Source organism: Streptomyces sp. NPDC057950, assembly GCF_042887295.1.
Taxonomy (GTDB): Bacteria; Actinomycetota; Actinomycetes; order Streptomycetales; family Streptomycetaceae; genus Streptomyces; species Streptomyces kaempferi.
The window spans coordinates 282,375-302,693 of the sequence record NZ_JBHVPP010000010.1; the positions used below are offsets into that span (position 1 = coordinate 282,375).

Consider the following 20,319-nt stretch of genomic DNA (forward strand, 5'->3'; position numbering starts at 1 on the left):
TTCTTGCCGTGCCGTCGCCGCGAAGGAGACGCCGCGCCGCGGGTGCGAGCGGGGTTTCCGGTCGAGGTGCCGCCTGCGGTGCGCGGGGTGGGGCGCCTATTGGGCGTGTGTCCCTGCCTTGCGCTTGTGGTCGAGGCCGAAGGATGCGAGCACCGCAGCTACGGCGAACCCGATGGCCACATACCAGGCGTTGTGGAAGACGCTCAGGCTGGCGGCGGCCGAAGCTGTGCCGAGGATCGCCACCAGGATGCTGATGCCGATGACCGATCCGAGTTGTACAGCCATGGACACGATGGCGCTGCCGGTGGCGGCGTCCTGCGGGCGCAGGTCCACGGTGGCCGCGGAGATCGCGGCCGGCACTGCGGCGCCTAGGCCGACGCCCACAAGCAGCCAGGCGGGAAGGAAGTGGCCCAGGTAGCCGGGGTCGTTGTCCAGCAGTGTCGTCATCAGGTAGGTGCCGATGGCGGCGACGGCAAGCCCGACGGCGGAAATGACTCCGACGCGGATCTTGAACTTCTGGTGCAGGACGTCGGCCACGACGGCGAAGACAGCAAAGGTGATCGGACCGGGGGCTGTGCCGAGACCGGTACGGATGGGCGAGTAGCCCCAGTGCCCCTGCAGCCACAGGATGACCGACAGGAGAACGATGCCGAAGGAGGCGAAGGCAAGCAGCGGGACGAGGTTTCCGGCTCTGAAGATCCGGTCACGGAAAAGGGACAGCTGGATGACGGGGGCGGGGTGGGTGCCGGAGCGCCACAGGAAGATGCCCAGAGCGGCGACGGCCGCGATCAACGAGCCGATCACACGGCCGCTGGACCAGCCCCAGTCGGGTGCCTCGACGAGCCCGAGGGCCAGGGCTCCGACGCCGATGATCAGGACCAGACCGCCGAACAGGTCGGGGAGCCGGTCTCCTTGTTCGTGCCGGGTGTTGGGCACCAGACGGGCGGCCATCACGATGGCGATGGCGGCTACGGGAAGGTTGATCAGGAACAGCCACCGCCAGGAGGCCAGCACCAGCAGGCCGCCCAGTACGGGACCGGAGGCCGCGGACAGGGCTCCCGCGGTGAACCAGATCTTGACGTACTTGCCGACCTTGTCTGCGGGTGCGCTGGTGAGCACGAGTCCGAGACTCGCCGGAGTAAGGATGGCGGCGCCGACGGCCTGAAGTGCCCGGAAGCCGACCAGGACCCAGACGTCGCCACTCAGCCCGGCCCCAAGGCTCGCGGCGGAGAACAGGCCGAGTCCGACGAGGAAGCTTCCCTTGCGTCCGAACCGGTCGGCGAGCCGGCCGGCAGGCACGAGCAGAGCCGCGTAGACGATGGCATAGGCGTTGAGTACCCAGCTCAGGTCGGACAGCGAGCTCGCACCGACGCCCTTGCCGATGGATGGCAGTCCGACGTTGGTTATCCAGACGTCGAGCTGCGCCAGGAAGCTGGCTACGGAAAGGACGGCAAGGATCAGCGCGGGATGGAGGTGCTTGCCGTTGGGGCCGGAGATTCTTGCGTGGGCGGGTGCGATGTCTTGCACGGTCATAGAGGAGCTCACTACTCGGGAGGGAGGGTCCAGATGCCCGGCGCAATCGGTCGGCGGGCAGCACACGTTCTGGACTGTTTTGTCAAAAACGACGGTACTCAGTTCTTAACTGACTTGTCAATAATTCGCCACGGCCTCACCCGCCCTTCCCGTCCATGACTGCCCGGGAAGACCCACCAGAGGGAACCGCAGCACGCAGCAGCCGGCTTCGCGTCGTTGCCCCACACCCCTGTGCGGACCACGGACCGGCCGGCCTCACTGCCGTACCGCCGCCTGCGTTCACGGCTTCGTCGACGGCTTCCCGGGTCAGCCCGTGCGGGTCAGAACGGCTTCAACCTTGGGGGGCTCCATCGCTTGGCCCACGGCAGCGCCGAACGGGTCGAACTCGCAGGTCACATCAGCGTCAAACCTGATCACCGCACCGACCGGCCAGGCAGCCCATCAGGCGCAGCCGACAAAGCCGTTGCTCGCGCCACGATCAACCAGGCAGCGGGGCGCTACCCTTTCGCGGCGTCACCGCGCCCCGGTCCCGCTCTCCTGACCCGCGCGGGGCCCGCCGACGGTCCGGGGACTCGACCCTGGTCCGACCCGACAGCATCCAATGGGTCCGTCCTGACGCACGACGCCAGCACATGGTCGATCACCGAACGCAGCCGGTAAACATGGCTGCCCGTGGGGAGTACGTCGACGTCACCCATGGGGCACCGGCCCTCGGTCGGGTGAGTCGCACTGCCTGCAGCTGCACTTCCGGTTCCCGCTCAGTTCCTTGAGGTGGAGGAGCTGATGCTCCAGCGCGGCGTGATCCGCTCCTGCAAGTCAGTGCACTGATGGTGCCCGAGGTTCGGGCAGGCCTATGCCGGCGGACCCGCCTCCGCCGGATCCGGCCCGAGGGCAAGAAGCATCGGGACGAGGAATTCGTCAGGTCACGCCTTCGGTGGAGCACCGCTCCCACAAGGGCCTGATGAACCGGGCAGTCAACAGCCACCAGCCCACGCGGCAGCATGAACGTGCTCCGAAGGGATTCCGATCGGTAGGCCGGGCCCAGCGGTTCCTGTCCGCGTGCAGCTTGCATCTCACTCCACTTCCGGCCCCGCCGCCACTCGATGACAGCCCTCCGACCACCGAGACGAGACGACCGTCCGCTTCGCGATGCGGGGCCAGGTCACCGGCGCCGCAAACCAGCCCACCATGGCCTGAACACAGACCCGGGCCGCAATGACGCGACAGTGCGAAACCAGGCTTTTCGCTCCACGGGCCAACTATCTCACCGCATGCTGATTGTCAGCATGAATCATCGTTGGACACGATCGATGCGAGGGTCCACCGTAGATGTATCGCCGCTACCGAGGGCCGATGAAGACCGAATCAGGTACTCCGTGACGACCTGCCCCGCGTCGCGCTTGCGACTCGGTGGAGGTGCCTGAACGTGAGATACAGCGTTTTCGATACATGTACCCAAAACTCTACGAGGAGCACATCATGCCTGACATGAACGGACCCACCTACTTCATCCTGACTCAGAGCCCCGGCCCGAAGTGGGTCGAGGGGGTCGTCTACAACGAGCAGCCCGAATTCTGGACCCACGTCAAGTACATGGAAGAGATCCACGCCACGGGCAACGTCGTGCTGAGTGGCCCCTTCATGGAGAGCCCCGGCGGCGCCATGGCGAACGGCGGCATGACGATCATCAAGAACGTCACCCTCGAGGAAGCCACCGCAATCGCCGCGGAGGACCCCACGGTCAAGTCCGGCATGATCTACACCGACGTCAAGCCCTGGTGGATTCCCTTCCACGACTGAGCGAGTCGACAGGACTAAAGGGAACAACCGGAATATCGGCAACTGTCCTTGACCGCCGACCCGGTAACCGCCGGTTTCCACCGCGCCACTCACGAAACGTCGGCTCGTACGCGGTGTGCCGCTTCTAAGCGAGTTCCTCGAACAACCACCGAAGTGCACACGGGAAACCCGAACAGGGTCAGAGTATGAGCAGGCCGCACGGGACTCCGGCGAGCGTTACGACTCGCCACCCTCCCCGTGCGGCCCGCGGCACCCGCATTCTTCACCGCATTTGAGTTGTGCTTGCATCTTGCGATGCTCTTCCGCTCCTCGTCCGTGTCAGCGTCGTGGCCTTTGTCTCGACCGATTCGCTGACACGTGACCGGTAAGTCCGCGGCCGCCGCTCAATCCATCCGTTCGGAGACATGGTCGAGCGGAATCACCACGCCTGTCATCGCTATCAGTGCCCGGGCTGCCGCGTTGGGACGGCGGCCTTTCGAAAATGCGACTGCCACTGGAGAGTTCAGGTCGGCATCGGTGACGGTCAGTTGCCGTAGATCGCTCACGCGAGGAATGGCGAACCTGGGTAGGAGGGCAATCCCCAGCCCTTCCCGAACGAACGCGGGGCCCGTGGCAATGTCGGTGATCTCGATGACGACCTGCCGATCGATACCGGCCGCGGCGAACGCAGAGTCCGTGACGGTGCGGTTGCCGTAGCCGACAGGGAAGTCGACGAATGGCTCACCCGCGAGTGCGGCGAATGGGACCTCGGACCGACGGGCAAGGTGATGGCCGGCGGGGACGACCAGGTCCAGTGGCGCCGACCCCAACTCCTGGAGCACCACGCCGGCGGGCGGCCCCCCAGGAAGCGACACGAACGCCAGGTCGAGGGCACCCTCGGCAAGCGACCTGGCCAGCCCTCCCGATCCGCTCGGTGCCGCTGTCAGACGCAGGGTCACTTCGGGGTGCGAGCGGTGGTACCGCCCCAGCAGCACGGGCAGATCGATCATCGTCACGGATGTCATCGTGCCGATGCGCAGCGTGCCGCGAAGTTCGCCCTCTCCTTCCGCAACGGCGTCGCGGGCGTCCTGGACGGCATCGAGCGCAGTGCGGATCTTCGGTAGCAGCGCCGCCCCTGCCTCGGTCAACTCCACGTGCCGGGAGTTGCGGTTCAGCAGGGGCACACCGAGTTCGCGCTCCAAAGCCTTGATCGTCGCTGAGACGCCGGATTGCACGACGTGCAGCCGCCGAGCAGCTCGAGTGAAGTTCTTCTCCTCGGCGACAGCGAGAAAGTACTCCAGGTGTTTCAGCTCCATGGACCGACTATCTCACCACATGCTGCTTGTCGGCATGAATCATCGTTGGACGCGATCGCTGGATTGGGCTCACCTTGGACAAGCCGATACTACGGAGGACCCATGAAGATCGAAGTCTCCAGCCCTGCATGCGTGCCAGCCGGTGGTTTTGGCAGCCACCGGCGTGACCGCCAACCGGGTCACTCCCGACGGCACAACGCCGGCTTCTGGCTGATCGCCGCCTGCTTCCTGACAGCCATGGCCTTCTCCACCGTGCCAACCCCGCTGTACCCGCTCTACCAGCACCGGGACGGCTTCTCGACTTTCATGATCACGGTCATCTTCGCCACGTACGTTGTCGGAGTGGTGGGGAGCCTGATCCTGGTCGGGCCCGTCTCCGACTGGGCGGGCCGCAAGCGCATCCTGATTCCCGCCCTGGGACTCGAGACGATCGCCGCCGTGATCTTTCTCGTTTGGCCCACGCTTCCTGGCCTGATAGTGGCCCGGTTGATCACCGGTCTCGGCGTGGGCATGATTTCCGCGACGGCAACGGCGTACCTGCAGGAGCTGCATGTCGTAAGCCGCCCGGACGCCGGACGCGGCCGCTTTGAAATCGTGTCCACGGCGGCCAACATCGCTGGCCTCGGAGTGGGCCCTCTGATCGCCGGGATCCTCGCTCAGTATGTGACCGCGCCCCTTAGGACTCCGTACATCGTCTTCGCAGTGCTCCTGCTCCTTGCCATCGCAGCCGTGGCCTTCGCACCGGAGACCGTCGGGAAACCGACGCAGCGGCCGGCCTGGCGCCCTCAGAGCATCAGCGCCGACCACGGCGATCGAGCCGGTTTCATCGCCGCCGCCGTAGGTGTCTTCGGCGCCTTTTCGGTCTTCGGGTTGTTCACCTCACTCGCGCCGGCCTTCGTCGCCGGAACTTTGCATCACCCGAGCCGTGCCCTGGCGGGCCTGATCGTGTTCGTCGTGTTCGGTGCGGCGGCGCTGGCCCAGTCCGCCACACCCCGGGTGAAGTTGCGGACCCGACTGAGTGCCGGGCTTGTCGGTGAGGCCGCAGGCGTGATCGTGCTCGCGGCGGGGATGGAGAAGGCCAACCTGGCCCTGTTCCTGATCGGCGGCGCACTGGCGTGCGCGGGCGCCGGCGTGCTGTTCAAGTCGGCGATCGGCTCCGTCGCCTCGGCAGCGAGCCCTGCCGAACGCGGTGCCGCGCTGGCTGGGCTGTTCTTGATCGCCTACCTCGGATTGATCGTGTCGGCCGTCGGGCTGGGTATCGCCACTCAATACACCACCGCCACCAGGGCGATGCTCTGGTTCACCGCAGCTCTCCTCGCGGTTCTGGCCACCGTCGCCGTACTCAACCGCGCGAACCGCCGCAGCCCCATCGCAGCTTCAGTTGGTGAGTGAGTACTTCCCTCCGCGAGCTGAGTGGTGGGGGCTCGGTCACCGAGCCAAAGCTCAGGATTTGTCACCAGCGGGGCCCCGGCGCCGAGGCTGGCCGAGGGCAGACCTCGAGTGCCGGACCGGCAAGCACTGTGCGGGATCCTCTTCGTCCCGCACACCGGCATCCAATGGGAGTACTTGCCTCAGGAGCTGGGCTTCGAGTCGGGCATGACATGCCGGCGGCGCCTGGCCGCCTGGAACGAGGCCGCTGTCTGGGCCCAACCGCACGTGCTGCTGCTGGAGAAGCTACGCCGCGTACTCCTTCGCCCGCAGCGATGACGGAACTCGACCGCCGCGGCGCCGAGCTCCTCTTCCAGGTCCTGACCGAACGCGAGGAGAAGGCCAGCGTCGCCATCGCCTCCAACGAGTCCTTCTCCGAAGCGCACACGTGCCAGCGAACCCGTGTGAGGCGGCGTCGAAAGTCAACGGGTTCGCCTACCGGGTACTGCGATCAGTCGTCGGAGAAGGACAGACGTCCATGTCGTGCTCCACGACGAACAGCGAGTCGCCCGCCGCCTTGAGGCGGTCCACCACGTCCAGCACGTCCAGCAGCGGACGTAGACGACGCCGAACAACCCCGAGCACAGCCGCGTGGCGATCCGCAGCCGCTGCGCCTCGCTGGGCGACAGGGTCGTCGAGCGGCGCCCGAGGCTGAGATAGCCGAGACCCAAGCCGAGCAGGACGTCCACCCGCGCGACCGGATCGCCGCAGATCCGGACCGCGACCTCGGTCGTCTCCCCCGACCGGGCGGTCGACGTGGTGGCATCGGCCGCTGACAGCCCCGCGACAGGCCGCAGCAGGGCCACGACCTCGGTGAGCGGCATCGCGTTGATTTCGTCGATGGAACGTCCGGCGATATCAGCCGTTGCGATGACGCACCCCGAGGCCGGAACCGGTCCAACAGGGATGGATCAACGAGCGATCAGGTCGAAGGGGTGGGGTCGTTGTTCAGCGGGCAACGGTGCGGCGATAGATGGCCGCTTGCCAGGGCTCCATGGTGAGGTCGACCGGTGGCGTGGGGAGGTTGGTCAACAGCAGTTCGGCCGACGACCAGGCGGCGGCGTCGCCGATCTCTGATCGCACCGTCCGGTCTGTGAAGTTGCCGATGATCAGGAGTTCGGTGGTACCGAGGCTGCGGGTGAAAGCGTAAAGCCGCTCGTCGTGCGGGAGGAGCATGGTGAAGTCTCCGTTGACCACGGCCGGTTCGGTATGCCGGAGCTCGATCAGTTGACGGTAGTAGTGGTAGACCGAATCCGGGTCTTCCTGCTGGGCGGCGGCATTGATCCGGACGTGATTGGGGTTTGCGGGAAGCCATGGTTGCCCGGTGGTGAAGCCTGCCTGCGCCGAGGAGTTCCACTGCATTGGCGTTCGCGCGTTGTCACGGCTCCGGGCGCGAAGTACGGTCAGCACCTCTTCAGGCTTGCGGCCTTCCTTTTCGATCGCTTCAGCGTATTGCCCGAGAGACTCGATGTCACGAAACTCGGTAATGGTCGTGAATGGATAGTTGGTCATACCGAGCTCTTCGCCCTGGTACACATACGGTGTGCCGCGGTGCAGATGGAGAACAGTCCCGAGCATCTTGGCCGAGGCGACCCGATAGTCAGGGCTGTCATCGCCGTAACGTGAGACTGCTCGGGGTTGGTCGTGGTTGTTCCAGTAGAGGCTGTTCCAGCCACCTTCTGCGAGACCTCCCTGCCAGCGTCCGAGTATCGCCTTGAGCTTGGTAAGCCGGAACGGGATGAGCTGCCACGGGTCGTCTCCCCGGTCGGCCCAGACATGGTCGAACTGGAAGACCATGTCGACCTCCCGTCGTCGCGGGTCGGTGAAGCGAATGGCCTCCTCCATGGTCACGCCCGGCATCTCCCCGACAGTCAGTAGCGCGTCGCGGTCGGCGAAGACCCGCTCGTGCATCTCCTGCAGAAACTCGTGGACGCGCGGGCCGTTGACGTAACCCGCCGAGTCGTCCGGGAAGACGGCAGTGCTCGACACCCGGCCGTCCGGCAGTGTTGTGTCCTTGGAGATCAGATTGATCACGTCCATCCTGAAACCGTCCACGCCGCGGTCCAGCCACCACCGCATCATCGCGTGGATCGCGTGGCGGACCTCCGCGTTCTCCCAGTTCAGGTCCGGTTGCTTGCGGGAGAACAGGTGCAGGTAGTACTCGCCGGTCTTCTCGTCGTACTCCCACGCCGATCCGCCGAACGCGGCCGCCCAGTTGGTGGGTTCGGCACCCGGCGTTCCGGGTTCCATGCCGTCGCGGGCCGGTCGCCACCAGTACCAGTCTCGCTTCGGGTGGGCTCTGTCGCTGCGGCTGTCGAGGAACCACGGATGCTCGTCGGAACTGTGGTTGACCACCAGATCCATGATCAGTTTCATGCCACGCTGGTGAATGCCGGCGAGTAGCTCGTCGAAGTCACCGAAGTCGCCGAAGAGCGGATCGATGTTCTGGTAATCACTGATGTCGTAGCCGTTGTCGTCCTGCGGAGAGGGGTAGATGGGCGACAGCCAGATGACATCAACGCCGAGTCCGGCCAGGTAGTCGAGGTGGTTGATGATTCCACGAAGGTCACCTATGCCGTCACCGTCGGAATCCGCGAAGCTCCGGGGATAGATCTGGTAAACGACAGCACTTTTCCACCAGGGGTCCATCGTGTTTCCTCCCATAGCATTGGCGTCCCGCATTCCTGGGCATGGCGAGCTGATCTCAATGGTGAATGCCCGGGTGGCTCGGACGGTCAATGTCTTGAGTCCAATGCGGACTATTCCGTGTTGCTGTGGGCCGTCGGCAGACAACCGGCCCCGACTGCGGGCCGGGTTCGCCGTCGACCGGCGGCCGGCGTACCGTCGGCAAACCAACCGACGGTACGCCGCCTCGCCTGTCTGTCCATCCTCGGTTCGTTGGCTGCACGCCTATCCGGCCGGCGCGTCCACGATTCCGGTCACTCCGTTCCCGAACTCAGGAGATCCGAATGGAGGACATTTGGTCGTTCGCTGCTCCCACGTTCGGATTGTCCGCCGTGTACGTCCACTTGGTGCCGTCGAAGTTGCCGTCCTGATAGACCTCGACCGTCCAGCCGGCCGGCACCTTGAGTGAACTCATGGTGTCGTTCGCGATACCCGCGGCCTCCATCTGAGCCACCGTGTAGCTGCCCTTCGCCAGGGAGACCGCGCTCCCGGCGTAGTTGGCGTCTCCGTAGAACGTCGTCGCACTCGACGATCCCGAGAGGGTCAGGTAGTCGATGTTCGCCGCGACGTCACCGGAGTCGTACTGGAGCTTGATCGTTGCTCCGTCGGGGACGGAGACCGGCACGGTAGTGTCCGCGAACGTGGAGTTCCAGTTCCCCGTGTACGGGAAGTCGACCTTGCGGATGTAGCTGCCGTTGACGTAGAGGCTGAGCTTGGCTCCATTGTTGGCGCTGGCGGTTCTGAAGGTGAGTGAACTCGCCGTTGAAAGATTGCGGAACTCCACGCCTGCCCCAGCTTTGTCGATGCTTCCGACCAGTTGGCCGTTCGATGCCGACGAAGCCGATTCGTTCCTTCCGGTCCCGTATTTCTGGCCGGTCTCCGCCTCGATCTTGCCGGAGAGCTTCTGGGCGGCGAGGGTGTATGTCATCGCCGCGAGGCCGGAGGCCACCCCTGTCGATCGCCCGTTCGTCAGGGTCTGGTCGAAAGCGGCCGAGGGGAGGTCGTTGTTCCGGTGATCGTAGGACGACTGCGCGTTGTCGCCGAGCCAGTCGATGTACTGGCTCTGCTTACCCATCGTGATGAATTTGTACAGCCCGCGGAGGAAGATGCCCTTGAAGACGGTCTCGTAGCTGTTCACCGGGTCGGGCCGGTAGAGGCCGTTCTCGCCGACAGCGTCCTCGTTGACGATGATCTGCTTGGTCCCGGTCGTGAAGTGGGCCTTGGCGAAGTCGACGACCTTCCTGCCATCAGAGATGTAGGTGGTGTTCTTCGTCAGGTCGTAGAGGTTGGCGCCCATTTCCAGGAAGACGCCGGCGTTGTAGGTGTAGAGGTTGTTGTCCCAGTCGCGTCCGGAGAAGGAGTTCTGGAGGCTGCCGTCCGACCGGAGGAAGCTGGTCTTCAGCCAGTTGTAGGTGTCCTGGGCGATCTGCAGATACGTCTTGTCGGTGTTCATCGGGTTGTTGTGCACCGTGACGTTCGGGTAGTAGCGAGCCAGTTCGGCCGCCGCGATCCCGAAGCCGTTCGAGGGGACGTCCTTCTGGTCCTTGGCCGTGCGCTCCCGCCAGAAGCCGCCGCCGTCGGCGCTGTCGTAGTAGTCCTTGTAGAAGAAGTCCAGGTGCCACTTCGCCTGGTCGAGCATGTGCTGGTCACCCGTGGCCTCGAACGCGTCGAGGGCGAACTGCGTGGCCCAGGAGTAGTCGTCGTTCCAGTCCGTGTCGTTTCCGATCCATGTCTTCGCGTTCCCGAAGCGGTTGGCCGAGTGGGTGTTCTCGTACCGGTAGTAGGTCTCGCTGATCTTGTCCTTCCACTGTCCGGTCAGTCGTGAGGCGTCGGTCAGGGTCTCGCGGTCGAAGGATGCCTCCCAGAAGTGAATGGCTCCGCCGTCGGTCAACGTGGTTTTGAAGTCACCTCCGTTGATGTAGTAGTTGTTGAGGAAGGAGTTCATCGTCCTCACGAGGTCGGACTGATTGAAGGTGGAGGCCGCGCTCGCTCTCGTGATGTTGGCCAGCAGGCCGGTGATGAGCAGGGCGAACGCGATCACGAACCCTGTCGCTCTCAGCGCGTAGGTTTGGTTCCTCATGGACTGCGGCTCCTTGTGGGTGTCGGTGAACGGCGTGGTCCGAGTGGCGCGGGGTGGTTCCCGGCGTTCGTGCGGGGCGACCGGGCGGCCAAGGCGAAGGGTCAGCCTTTGACGCCGCCCGCGGTGAGGCCGCTCACGATGCGGCGTTGCAGCAGCAGCACGACGACGATCAGCGGGATCGTCACGACGAGGCCGGCGGCCATCGTCTGGGTGTAGGGGACGATGTGGGGTCCCGCGGTGAAGTTCGCGATGGCGACCGTCGAGGGCGCTACCGCTGTGGCGCCGTTGGACAGCACGCTGGACAGCAGGTACTCGTTCCAGGATGCGAGGAAGACCAGGATGGACGTGGTGAACAGGGCCGGGGCGGCCAGCGGCAGGATGACCAGCCGGAATGCCTGCCCTGGAGTGGCGCCGTCGATTCGGGCTGCTTCCTCGAGGTTCCATGGCATGGCGGCGAAGAAGCTGGTCAGCGTGTAGACGGCCAGCGGCAGCGAGAAGGAGATCTGCGGCAGGGCCAGTGCCTGGTAGGTGCCCAGCCAGTGCCAGCCGCTGAAGAGCTGGAAGAGCGGGGTCAGGATGGCGACGCCGGGGAACATCGAGGATCCGAGGATCGCCGCGAGCACGATGCCCTTGCCGCGGAAGGACAGTCGGGCCAGTGCGTACGCCGCGAAGACGCCGATCACCATGGACAGGGCGGTGACCACCGTGCCGATGAGGAGGCTGTTCAGCAGTGACTGTGCGAAGGGGTTGTAGTCCGCGTTGAACGCGTACCTGAAGTTGTCGAATGTGACGTGGCTGAACCAAAGGTCGGTGGAGAAGGTGTATGCGCTGTCCCGGAAGGAGAGCACGAGCATCCAGTAGAACGGCGCCAGACACCACAGGAGGATGATCACCGTGGTCGCGCCGGTGCCGACGGTGTTCCAGCGGATCTTCCGACGCTGCCGCGGCCGGACCGAGGTCTCGGTGGTGCGGGCCGGCAGTGCGGTGGTGGTGACCATCTCACCTCACCGCCTTCGCCTGCGCACCGAGGATGTTGGCGTTGAACAGGCGGACCAGTCCGAACGCGATGACGAAGATGAACACGAAGGTGATCGTGGACAGCGCGGACGCCGAGTTGACTCCCCTGGTGAGTTGGTCGACCACGAGGATCGAGCTTGTCGTCGTCCCGTTGGCGCCACCGGTAAGGATCTTCGGCAGGTCGTACATGCGCAGCGTGTCCAGGGCGCGGAAGATGACCGCGACGGCCAGGGCCGGTTTCACCAGCGGCAATGTCACGCTGGTGAAACGCCGCCATGCGTTCGCCCCGTCGATCTTCGCCGCCTCGTACGTCTCCTCGGGGATGTTCTGCAGGCCGGCCAGGATCAGCAGTGCGATGAAGGGCGTGGTCTTCCAGGTGTCCGCGATGACGATCGCGGACCGGGCCGGCCATAGCGAGGACGTCCAGGCGTAGTGGGTGCCGAGGATCTTGTTGACGCAGCCCTGCGGGTCGAACATGACCTGCCACAGCTTCGAGGTGACCGCGGTCGGAATGGCCCACGGGATGAGGATCGCGACCCGCACCATGGCGCGGCCGCGGAACGCCCGGTGCATCATCAGGGCGAACACCATGCCGATCACGGTCTCCAGCGTGCACGCGACGACGGTGAAGCCGATCGTGACGCCGACCGAGCTCCAGAACTGCGACCCCGGGGTCCCGCTGGGGCATGCGGTGTAGCCCCCCTCGGGGGTGGCGCACCGTTGCAGGAGCCAGTGCGTGTAGTTGTGAAGTCCGAACCAGGTGTCTCCCGCGGTGAACAGGCCGGTCGCCTGGTCCAAACCCGGGTCGGTCAGGAACGACTGGTAGACGGCCTTGACGACCGGATAGCCGACGACGAGTGCCAACAGGAGGAGGGTGGGCGTGATCAGCACATAGGCCAGTCGTGCCTCGCCGCGGTTGGTTGCGCCTCGGCGTGCCTTGGACCGGCGGCTGCCGCCGTCTGGTTTCTTGACGACTCTGTGTTCTACCTGACCGACTGGGGTCATGGCTGCTCCTTGCGGTGAAGACGCCGTCCGAGGTCTTGATCGGGAGGGCGGATCGGCCGGGGCCGACGCGCCGGATCGGGCGCGCCGGTCTGGCAGTTCGTGCATGTAGCCGTCCGGTCAGCCGCCGGCCGTGGCGGACTTGATCGCCGCCTGCATGTTCGTCAACGCCTGATGGGTGGTCATGCGGCCCTGCAGGGCCGCGTAGGCGTTGGTCTCGATCGCCTCGGTGACGCCCGGGTAGTACGGGGTGATGGGGCGAGGCACTGCCGTCTGGATGCTTTTGAGCAGGTCGGGCAGGTAGGTGAACTTCGCGATGAGTGCCGGATCGCTGTACATCGCGGTGAGGACCGGCGCCAACGTGCCGACGGTCAGGTTGTTGCGCTGCACCGCGTCGGACTCGATGAACTTCAGGAAGTCCAGGGCGGTCGCCTTGTGCTTGGAGTACGCGCTGATGCCGAGGTTGTGCCCGCCCAGGGTGGACGCGCCGTGACCGGACGGCCCCGGCAGGGGGGCGACGGCGAACTTTCCGGCCACCTTGGAGCCCTTGCCGTTGAGGACGGCGACGGCGTACGGCCAGTTGCGCATGAACATCAACTGGCCGGCCTCGAAGGCGTTCAGGCTCTGGGTCTCCTGAAAGCCCAGCGCTTCCTTGGGGATGTAGCCGTCCTTGAAGCCCTTGACCAGGAAGTCAAGGCCGGAGGCGGACTGCGCGGAGTCGACCGTCGCGCTGCGTCCGTCCGGTCCGACGATCGAGCCGCCCGTGGCGTTGATCGCCTCGGCGGCGTTCACCGTCAGCCCCTCGTACTTGGCGAACTGGCCCGCGTAGCAGGCGGGCTTGGTACCGGTGATCGTTCCCTTGGCGGTCTTGTCCTTGCAGTCGGAGACCAGTTGGTCCCACGTGGTGGGTGCGGCCTTGGCCAGGTCGGTGCGGTAGTAGAGCAGTCCTCCGTCGGAGCCGTACGGTGCCGCGTAAAGCTTGCCGTTGTAGGTCGCCGACTTGACCGTGGCCGGCAGCAATTTGGTGGTGTCCAACGCGTTCTGCCCGGTGAGCGGGATGATCCAGCCCTTGGCCGCGAACTCCGCCGTCCACACGACGTCCACGGTGACCACGTCGTAGCCGGGGTCCTTCGCCTGGAAGTGCTGTTCGAGGTCTGAGAGTTGCTGGTCGGCCTGGTCGCTCTGCTGCTTGATCGTCACCTTCTCGTCGGGATGCGTTCGGTTCCACTCCTCGGCGATGAACGGAAGGACACCGCTGTTGTCCTTGCCCGTGACGAACGTGATCGGGCCCCGGGCGTCCGCACCCTGCGTCGCACTGTCGCCGCCACCGCCCGTGCCGCCGTTGCCGCAGGCGGCTATGACCAGCGTTGCGCTGAGCAGGCCGACTGCGGCCGTCACGCGTCTTGCACCCATGAAACGCTCCCCTTCATCACCAGTCATCGATACGATTCGACTGGGGTTTCGAGCACGCTAAAGTGCCCCGGAGGGGGTGTCAACGCATAGATTCTTCGGACGCGTTACGGATGGATAACGGCTCAGTGTGCGGAAGGAGCCGGTCCAGAACTTGCCCGGACCACCAGTTCGCCCTCGAACAACGCCTGTGAGGGGACGCCGAGTTGCTGTCCTTCGATCCGGCGGATCAGCATCTCCGTCGCCCGTTTGCCCATAGCGGCGGCGACCGGCCCCACTGTGGTCATCGTGGGCGTCGTCATCAGGGCCGCCTGCGCGGGCATGTCGATGGACACCACGGAGAAGTCCTCGGGGATGCGCCACCCGTGCTCGACCGCGGCGGCCATGATGCCGGGCGCGGCCTGCTCGTTGAACGCGATGACGGCTGTCGCCCGCGGATCGGCGGTGAGCAGTTCGGCGAATGCCTCCCGGCCACCGGCGATATGGCTCTGACAGGTCAGCGCGGTCAGCGTGACTCCGACGTCCCGCGCCGCCCGCAGCATGCCGTCGCGCAACCGGATCGCGTTGCCGCGACCGGACGCGATCGTCGCGGCATCCTGGTGCACAAAGCCGAGATGCCGGTGACCCTGGTCGGCGAGGTGCGCGACGGCCAGCCGTGCGCACTGATCGAAGTCGGTGTCGACGTAGTCCAGGTCGCCTGGGTCGGCGGTCTGCCCCAGCATGGTGAAGGTCAACTCCGACTCGCGGAGGACCTCGACACGCGGGTCCTCCAGGCGGACTTCCATCAGCAGTGCCCCGTCCACCAGGCCCTGCTGGGCCAGCCCGGCGAGGTCGCCGAGCTCCTCCGCCGCGGAGGTCCAAAGCAGCAGGTGATAGCCACGGTTCTGGGCGTGATCGGACGCGCCGAAGATGTACTCCATTGAACCGAGGTTCATGCCCCGCTCGTCCTTGGGGAACAGGACCGCGATGATATGACTGCGCTTGCTCTTGAGCCCCCGCGCGAAGACGTTCGGCCTGTAGCCCAGGTCGAGCATCGCCTGCTGGATGCGCTTCCGCGTGGCCTCCGAGATGGGCCGGGCGCCGGTCATGGCATAGGAGACCGTGCTGGGTGAGACGCCGGCGCGCCGCGCCACGTCCACCATGGTCGGCACCTTGTCGCCAGAACTGCGGGACATGGTCCCCTCCATCCCAGGTCCCCGCAGCCACCCAGCATGACCACTCACAGGACGTCTGCACCACGCAGACCCTGCTTCGCGGCGCACATGGTACGTAAGTGTAGTCACGGACGGTTGGCTTCAGGTCTGGCTAGGTGACCGCCCCACTCCGGGCGAGTACCGCTTGTGCCGCCGGGCGCCGCGTCTCGATTCGCCGCGCGGCGTCGCGATGGAGGGGCGCAGCCGCCGACCGTACGGCAGCCTCTGGACGGTCACCTCTGAGAGGCTGCCGCGGCTGACACCGATCAAGGCGATCAAGGAGCTAGGGACGGTCGCGGGTGCCGCCCTCGGCGGTGCCCGCGGTCTGGTGATGCCCGCCGGGGCGTGGGGCCTGGGTCGTGTCGTGGATGCTGTCGCGGGCGGCGGCGGCAACCGCCTCGGGAGTGATGCCGAACTCGGTGTAGAGGCGCTGGTAGTCGGCGGAGGCGCCGTAGTGCTCCAGGCTGACGATGCGTCCCGCGTCTCCGACCACGTCCCGCCAGCCCTGGCCGACCGCGGCCTCGACGCTGACCCGGGCGCGCACGGCCGGCGGCAGGACCTCGTCCTGGTAGTCCTGGGGCTGGGCGCCGAACCATTCCCGGCACGGCATCGACACCACTCGCACCGCCAGGCCTTCGGCGGTCAGCAGCTCGCGGGCGTCCAGGGCGACTTGGACCTCGGAGCCGGTGGCGACCAGAACCACCTTGGGTGCCGCGCCGTCGGCCGCGTCCGCGAGGACGTAGCCGCCGCGGGCTGATCCCCGGGCAGGGGCGTACTCGCCGTTGTCGCGGTCCAGGACCGGCATGTTCTGCCGGGACAGGATCAGACCGGCCGGACGGTCGGTGTGCTCCAGGATGGTCTGCCAGCACGCCGTGGTCTCGTTGGCGTCGGCGGGACGGACCACGTCGAGGCCGGGAATGGCGCGCAGTGCGGCCAGGTGTTCGACGGGCTGGTGAGTGGGGCCGTCCTCGCCCAGGCCGATGGAGTCGTGGGTCCACACGTAGGTGGCCGGCAGCTGCATCAGGGCGGCCAGGCGCACGGCGGGCCGCATGTAGTCGGAAAAGGTCAGAAAAGTGCCGCCGTAGGGGCGGGTCAGGCTCTGCAGTGCGATGCCGTTGAGGATGGCGCCCATGGCGTGCTCGCGGATCCCGAAGTGCAGGGTGCGCCCGTAGGGGCCGCCCTTCCAGTCCTCGGTCTGCCGGTCGGCCGGCACGAACGAGGGCTCATCGTCCATGGTGGTGTTGTTGCTCCCTGCGAGGTCGGCCGAGCCGCCCCACAGTTCCGGCATCACGGGGGCCAGCGCGCTGAGGATTTTGCCGGAGGCGGCGCGCGTCGCCATCCCCTTGGCATCGGCGGGGAAGACGGGCAGGGCGTCGGTCCAGCCGTCCGGCAGCCGCTGGGCCTGGAGCCGGTCCAGCAGCGCGGCGCGTTCGGGCTGCTCGTTGCGCCAGGCCGTGAACGCCTCGTCCCATTCGGCGTGCGCCGCGCGGCCGCGCTCCGCCGCCTGCCGGGTGTGGGCCAAGACCTCGTCCTCGACGGTGAAGTGCGCTTCGGGGTCGAAGCCCAGCAGGGTCTTGGTGGCGGCGATCTCGTCCTCGCCCAGCGCGGAGCCGTGTGCCTTGCCGGTGTTCTGCTTGGTCGGGGCCGGCCAGCCGATCACGGTCCGCAGCATGATCAGCGACGGGCGGCCGGTCTCGGCGCGGGCAGCGCGGGTCGCGGCGAGCAGGGCGTCGACGTCCTCGACGTACTCGCCGGTGGCGGTCCAGTCGACGGTCTGCACGTGCCAGCCGTAGGCGGCGAAGCGGGCGGGCACGTCCTCGCTGAAGGAGACGTCGGTGTCGTCCTCGATGGAGATGTGGTTCGAGTCGTAGAAGACGGTCAGGTCGCCGAGTTCCTGGTGGCCGGCCAGTGAAGCGGCCTCGGCCGTGACGCCTTCCATCAGGTCGCCGTCGGAGGCGACGACGTAGACGTGGTGGTCGAAGGGGCTGGTGCCCGGCTCTGCGTCGGGGTCCAGCAGACCGCGTTCGCGGCGCGCGGCCATCGCCATGCCGACCGCGCCGGCCAGACCCTGTCCCAGCGGCCCGGTGGTGATCTCCACCCCGCGAGTGTGATGGTGCTCGGGGTGGCCGGGGGTGGCCGAGCCCCAGGTCCGGTATGCCTCCAGGTCCGACAGCTCCAGGCCGAAGCCGGCCAGGTAGAGCTGAATGTAGAGGGTGAGGCTGGAGTGGCCACAAGACAGCACGAACCGGTCCCGTCCCAGCCATTGGTCATCGGCCGGGTCGTATCGCATGACGTCTTGGAACAGCAGGTAGGCCAGCGGGGCCAGGCTCATCGCCGTGCCCGGGTGACCGTTGCCGACCTTCTGCACCGCGTCGGCCGCCAGCAGCCGCACGGTGTCCACCGCCCGCACATCGACCTCGTCCCACCCCGCCTGCTCCGCCACCGGGAGTGCCAAGGACTTGTCGCGTCGTACTGTGCTGCCGGACTGTTCACTCGCCATGCCGTTACTCCTTCATCAAGCCGGTGAGCGGAAGCAAGCAGCGCGCCCGTACAGGGAGTCCGGTCCGCTCTGCTGCGCTCCGCGTGAGGTGCGTCATCCCGTGGGCCGCGCTTGGACCCTCACCTGCTACGGGCAGGTGAGGGTCCCTCGCGGGCGCTGGAGCGTGTCCACGACAGGGATCAGCGGGTGGGCGCGGCATAGGGGTGGAGCGCGCGGGTGGCCGCCGCGGCCCGCAGCTCCTCCAGGGCCGTGCTCTGGCGTTCGGCGCGTTCCACCAGGGTGTCCAGTTTCGCGGCGTCCAGGCGCCGGTCGGTCTCGGCCAGGGCGCGCAGGGTGCGCCAGCACACTGCCTTCCCCCGGACGCCCAGGAGCATCGCTTCTGCTTCCAGGACGTCGCTGAGCGGGGAGCGAGAGAAGAGGTGGCCGTTGGTCTTCAGGCGGCCGACCTTCTCCGCGACCCAACCCAGAGCGGCCTTGCTACGGTCGACGGACACGTCCAGGTCGGCCATGATCTGGGCCAGCGCGTCGCGGTCCTTCTCCACCTGACGGGCCAAGTCCGTCAGGACTACCTCGTCGTCCTCGCCCTTCTTGGCTCCGGCGGCGCGCTGGAAGAGCTCCAGGCCACCGGTAGCACCCGTGTAGTGGTCGTTGAGGTAGATCGCCAGCAGGCCGGCGCTGTCGCCACCCCCGTGCGCGGACCCGGCCGCCGATCCAGTCCCGGAGCGCATCTCGTTGTCCACCGAGGCCCCGAGCTCCGCCCAACTGGCCTCGAACTTCTTCAGCCCTTCGCGCTCCAGGGCGTCGGTCACGTCCGCGAAGTCGACACCGGCATCTTCCAGCGACGCCAGGTGGGATGCCGCTGCGGCGTAGTCCTCGACGCTCAGCGTGTGGGCGGGCACGGTGCCGTGGTCGGCGAACGCGGTCAGCGTGGTGGCGGGCATGGTGTTGACCGTGCCCGCGATGACCAGGTCGCTGACGTACATCGTGTCCGGGTAGTCCGGATTCTTCACGCCGGTGGACGCCCACAGGGGTCGCTGGACGTGGGCCCCGGCAGCAGCTAGGCGCTGCCAGCGCGGCTCGGCCACCACCCGCTCGTACGCCTGGTACGCCAGCCGGGCGTTGGCGACCGCGGCCTTGCCCTTGAGTGCCTGGGCGTGCGGGCTGTCCAGGGCGTCGAGGCGGCGGTCGACCTCGGTATCGACGCGCGAGACGAAGAACGAGGCGACCGAGTGGATGCCCGACAGGTCGAGCCCCGCCTCGAGGGCCTGCTCCAGACCGGCCTGGTAGGCGTCCATCACCTCCCGGTACCGGTCCAGGGAGAAGATCAGCGTGACGTTGACGCTGATGCCCCGGGCGATGGCGCCGGTGATCGCCGTCAGTCCCTCCCGGGTCGCCGGAACCTTCACGAACAGGTTCGGCTCGGCCACCGTCTCCCACAGCGTGACCGCCTGCCTGGTCGTGGCCCGGGCATCACGGGCAAGCCGCGGGTCGACCTCGATCGAGACACGCCCGTCCACCCCGCCGCTGCTCCGGTACGCCTCCCGGAATGCCCGGCAGCCCTCGCGCACGTCATCGGTGGTCAACACGAAGACCGCGTCGTCGACCTGCGCCCCCTGAGCACCGAGGCGCGCCAGCTGGTCGTTGTACCGGTCACCCTTGGAAAGCGCCGAGGCAAAGATCGTGGGATTGGTGGTGACCCCGACCACGTGCTTGTCGGCGATCAGCTCCTTCAGCTCCCCGCCGGCCAGCAGCTCGCGGGAAAGGTCGTCCAGCCACACCGACACCCCCGCGGCGGACAGCTCAGCAAGCGGATCGGACGAAGTGGAAACAGACACGGGAAAACCTCCAAGGTGGAGCGGCGCCGCCCAGACGCACGGCTGTACGTACTGAAGACGCTGCCCGTCCGGCGAACGAACTCATGGCAGTGGCATCCGCTACCTTCCGTATCTCCGCTTTCGCCCAACTCACTCGCGGGCCAGTCGGACAGTGGTCAGGTCGTCGACGAGTGCAGGGCCGCCCGTAGTTCCCCGCCTCCGCACCCAGCTCACACCGCCGTCAGCGCACAGAACCACTCGCCCCGCTCGCTGCACCACAAGATGCAGCTGCCCGAGCCCGAGAAGAAGGTTCGCCGTACGGGGCTGGTTCCCCCATATCTCCGCGCTCGCCGCTCAAGATCGTCAACAGGCAGGGCTGGGAGCAGGGAACGAGACCTACGGCATGATGGCTCGTCTCATGGGCAGTCCTGGTCGGGCGGGGCAATCGGCCGGTCCCGCGGCGGACTGCCGAGTAGCCGGGAGGAATCTCACCTCCCGGCTCTCACAGAACCGTGCGTAACAGTCTCCCGTTACACGGCTCTTGTCGTCCTGTTCGTCAGGT

The 20,319-nt window shown here is 66.7% G+C and carries 12 protein-coding genes and 3 pseudogenes; 4 read left to right on the forward strand and 11 right to left on the reverse strand.

Annotated elements, in window-relative coordinates:
* Window positions 1–96: 96 nt before the first annotated feature.
* Complete coding sequence (locus tag ACFVTC_RS19130) at window positions 97–1,533, reverse strand: MFS transporter (RefSeq protein WP_390128373.1); 1,437 nt, start codon at window positions 1,531–1,533, stop codon at window positions 97–99.
* A gap of 1,479 nt (window positions 1,534–3,012) precedes the next feature.
* Between ACFVTC_RS19130 and ACFVTC_RS19135 the strand changes: the two genes are divergently transcribed.
* Window positions 3,013–3,333, forward strand: coding sequence for a YciI family protein (locus tag ACFVTC_RS19135; protein WP_390128375.1), 321 nt, complete (start codon window positions 3,013–3,015; stop codon window positions 3,331–3,333).
* Between the two features lie 383 nt (window positions 3,334–3,716).
* On the opposite strand, the gene ACFVTC_RS19140 is transcribed toward ACFVTC_RS19135, so the two are convergent.
* Window positions 3,717–4,628, reverse strand: a complete 912-nt coding sequence (locus ACFVTC_RS19140) for a LysR family transcriptional regulator (protein ID WP_390128377.1) — start codon at window positions 4,626–4,628, stop codon at window positions 3,717–3,719.
* Window positions 4,629–4,730: 102 nt separating this feature from the next.
* Here ACFVTC_RS19140 and ACFVTC_RS19145 point away from each other — a divergent pair, with 102 nt between their 5' ends.
* From ACFVTC_RS19145 to ACFVTC_RS19155, 3 genes and pseudogenes are all read left to right on the forward strand, one after another.
* Window positions 4,731–6,020, forward strand: coding sequence for an MFS transporter (locus ACFVTC_RS19145; RefSeq protein ID WP_390128380.1), 1,290 nt, complete (start codon window positions 4,731–4,733; stop codon window positions 6,018–6,020).
* Between the two features lie 81 nt (window positions 6,021–6,101).
* A pseudogene (locus tag ACFVTC_RS19150) lies at window positions 6,102–6,308 on the forward strand (transposase); the annotation flags it as partial.
* A 29-nt stretch (window positions 6,309–6,337) separates the two neighbouring features.
* Window positions 6,338–6,433 (forward strand): annotated as a pseudogene (locus ACFVTC_RS19155) (AAA family ATPase); the annotation flags it as partial.
* Between the two features lie 94 nt (window positions 6,434–6,527).
* Here the strand turns inward: ACFVTC_RS19155 and ACFVTC_RS19160 are convergent.
* The 9 genes and pseudogenes from ACFVTC_RS19160 to tal form a co-directional block, all read right to left on the reverse strand.
* A pseudogene (locus ACFVTC_RS19160) lies at window positions 6,528–6,910 on the reverse strand (ABC transporter); the annotation flags it as partial.
* A gap of 94 nt (window positions 6,911–7,004) precedes the next feature.
* Window positions 7,005–8,705, reverse strand: coding sequence for an alpha-glucosidase (locus ACFVTC_RS19165; RefSeq protein WP_390128382.1), 1,701 nt, complete (start codon window positions 8,703–8,705; stop codon window positions 7,005–7,007).
* A 307-nt stretch (window positions 8,706–9,012) separates the two neighbouring features.
* Entirely contained in the window at window positions 9,013–10,821 is a 1,809-nt protein-coding gene (locus ACFVTC_RS19170; protein WP_390128384.1) for a glycoside hydrolase family 76 protein, read from the reverse strand.
* Window positions 10,822–10,922: 101 nt separating this feature from the next.
* Window positions 10,923–11,819, reverse strand: coding sequence for a carbohydrate ABC transporter permease (locus ACFVTC_RS19175; protein WP_390128386.1), 897 nt, complete (start codon window positions 11,817–11,819; stop codon window positions 10,923–10,925).
* A gap of 1 nt (window position 11,820) precedes the next feature.
* Entirely contained in the window at window positions 11,821–12,843 is a 1,023-nt protein-coding gene (locus ACFVTC_RS19180) for a carbohydrate ABC transporter permease (RefSeq protein WP_390128389.1), read from the reverse strand.
* A 117-nt stretch (window positions 12,844–12,960) separates the two neighbouring features.
* A complete protein-coding gene (locus tag ACFVTC_RS19185) occupies window positions 12,961–14,253 on the reverse strand; it encodes an ABC transporter substrate-binding protein (RefSeq protein WP_390128391.1) in 1,293 nt (430 codons plus the stop codon).
* 122 nt (window positions 14,254–14,375) lie between these two features.
* Entirely contained in the window at window positions 14,376–15,425 is a 1,050-nt protein-coding gene (locus ACFVTC_RS19190) for a LacI family DNA-binding transcriptional regulator (RefSeq protein WP_390128393.1), read from the reverse strand.
* 301 nt (window positions 15,426–15,726) lie between these two features.
* Entirely contained in the window at window positions 15,727–17,943 is a 2,217-nt protein-coding gene (tkt, locus tag ACFVTC_RS19195; protein ID WP_390128395.1) for a transketolase, read from the reverse strand.
* A 179-nt stretch (window positions 17,944–18,122) separates the two neighbouring features.
* Entirely contained in the window at window positions 18,123–19,778 is a 1,656-nt protein-coding gene (gene tal / locus ACFVTC_RS19200) for a transaldolase (RefSeq protein WP_390128397.1), read from the reverse strand.
* Window positions 19,779–20,319 lie beyond the last annotated feature (541 nt).

Excerpts from the sequence above, each read along its gene's own strand:
- ACFVTC_RS19145 (WP_390128380.1), top strand. The coding sequence starts at position 4,731 with ATGAAGATCGAAGTCTCCAGCCCTGCATGCGTGCCAGCCGGTGGTTTT.
- ACFVTC_RS19165 (WP_390128382.1), bottom strand. The coding sequence starts at position 8,705 with ATGGACCCCTGGTGGAAAAGTGCTGTCGTTTACCAGATCTATCCCCGG.
- tkt (WP_390128395.1), bottom strand. The coding sequence starts at position 17,943 with ATGGCGAGTGAACAGTCCGGCAGCACAGTACGACGCGACAAGTCCTTG.
- ACFVTC_RS19175 (WP_390128386.1), bottom strand. The coding sequence starts at position 11,819 with ATGGTCACCACCACCGCACTGCCGGCCCGCACCACCGAGACCTCGGTC.
- ACFVTC_RS19185 (WP_390128391.1), bottom strand. The coding sequence starts at position 14,253 with ATGGGTGCAAGACGCGTGACGGCCGCAGTCGGCCTGCTCAGCGCAACG.
- ACFVTC_RS19190 (WP_390128393.1), bottom strand. The coding sequence starts at position 15,425 with ATGTCCCGCAGTTCTGGCGACAAGGTGCCGACCATGGTGGACGTGGCG.
- ACFVTC_RS19135 (WP_390128375.1), top strand. The coding sequence starts at position 3,013 with ATGCCTGACATGAACGGACCCACCTACTTCATCCTGACTCAGAGCCCC.
- ACFVTC_RS19130 (WP_390128373.1), bottom strand. The coding sequence starts at position 1,533 with ATGACCGTGCAAGACATCGCACCCGCCCACGCAAGAATCTCCGGCCCC.
- ACFVTC_RS19170 (WP_390128384.1), bottom strand. The coding sequence starts at position 10,821 with ATGAGGAACCAAACCTACGCGCTGAGAGCGACAGGGTTCGTGATCGCG.
- ACFVTC_RS19180 (WP_390128389.1), bottom strand. The coding sequence starts at position 12,843 with ATGACCCCAGTCGGTCAGGTAGAACACAGAGTCGTCAAGAAACCAGAC.
- ACFVTC_RS19140 (WP_390128377.1), bottom strand. The coding sequence starts at position 4,628 with ATGGAGCTGAAACACCTGGAGTACTTTCTCGCTGTCGCCGAGGAGAAG.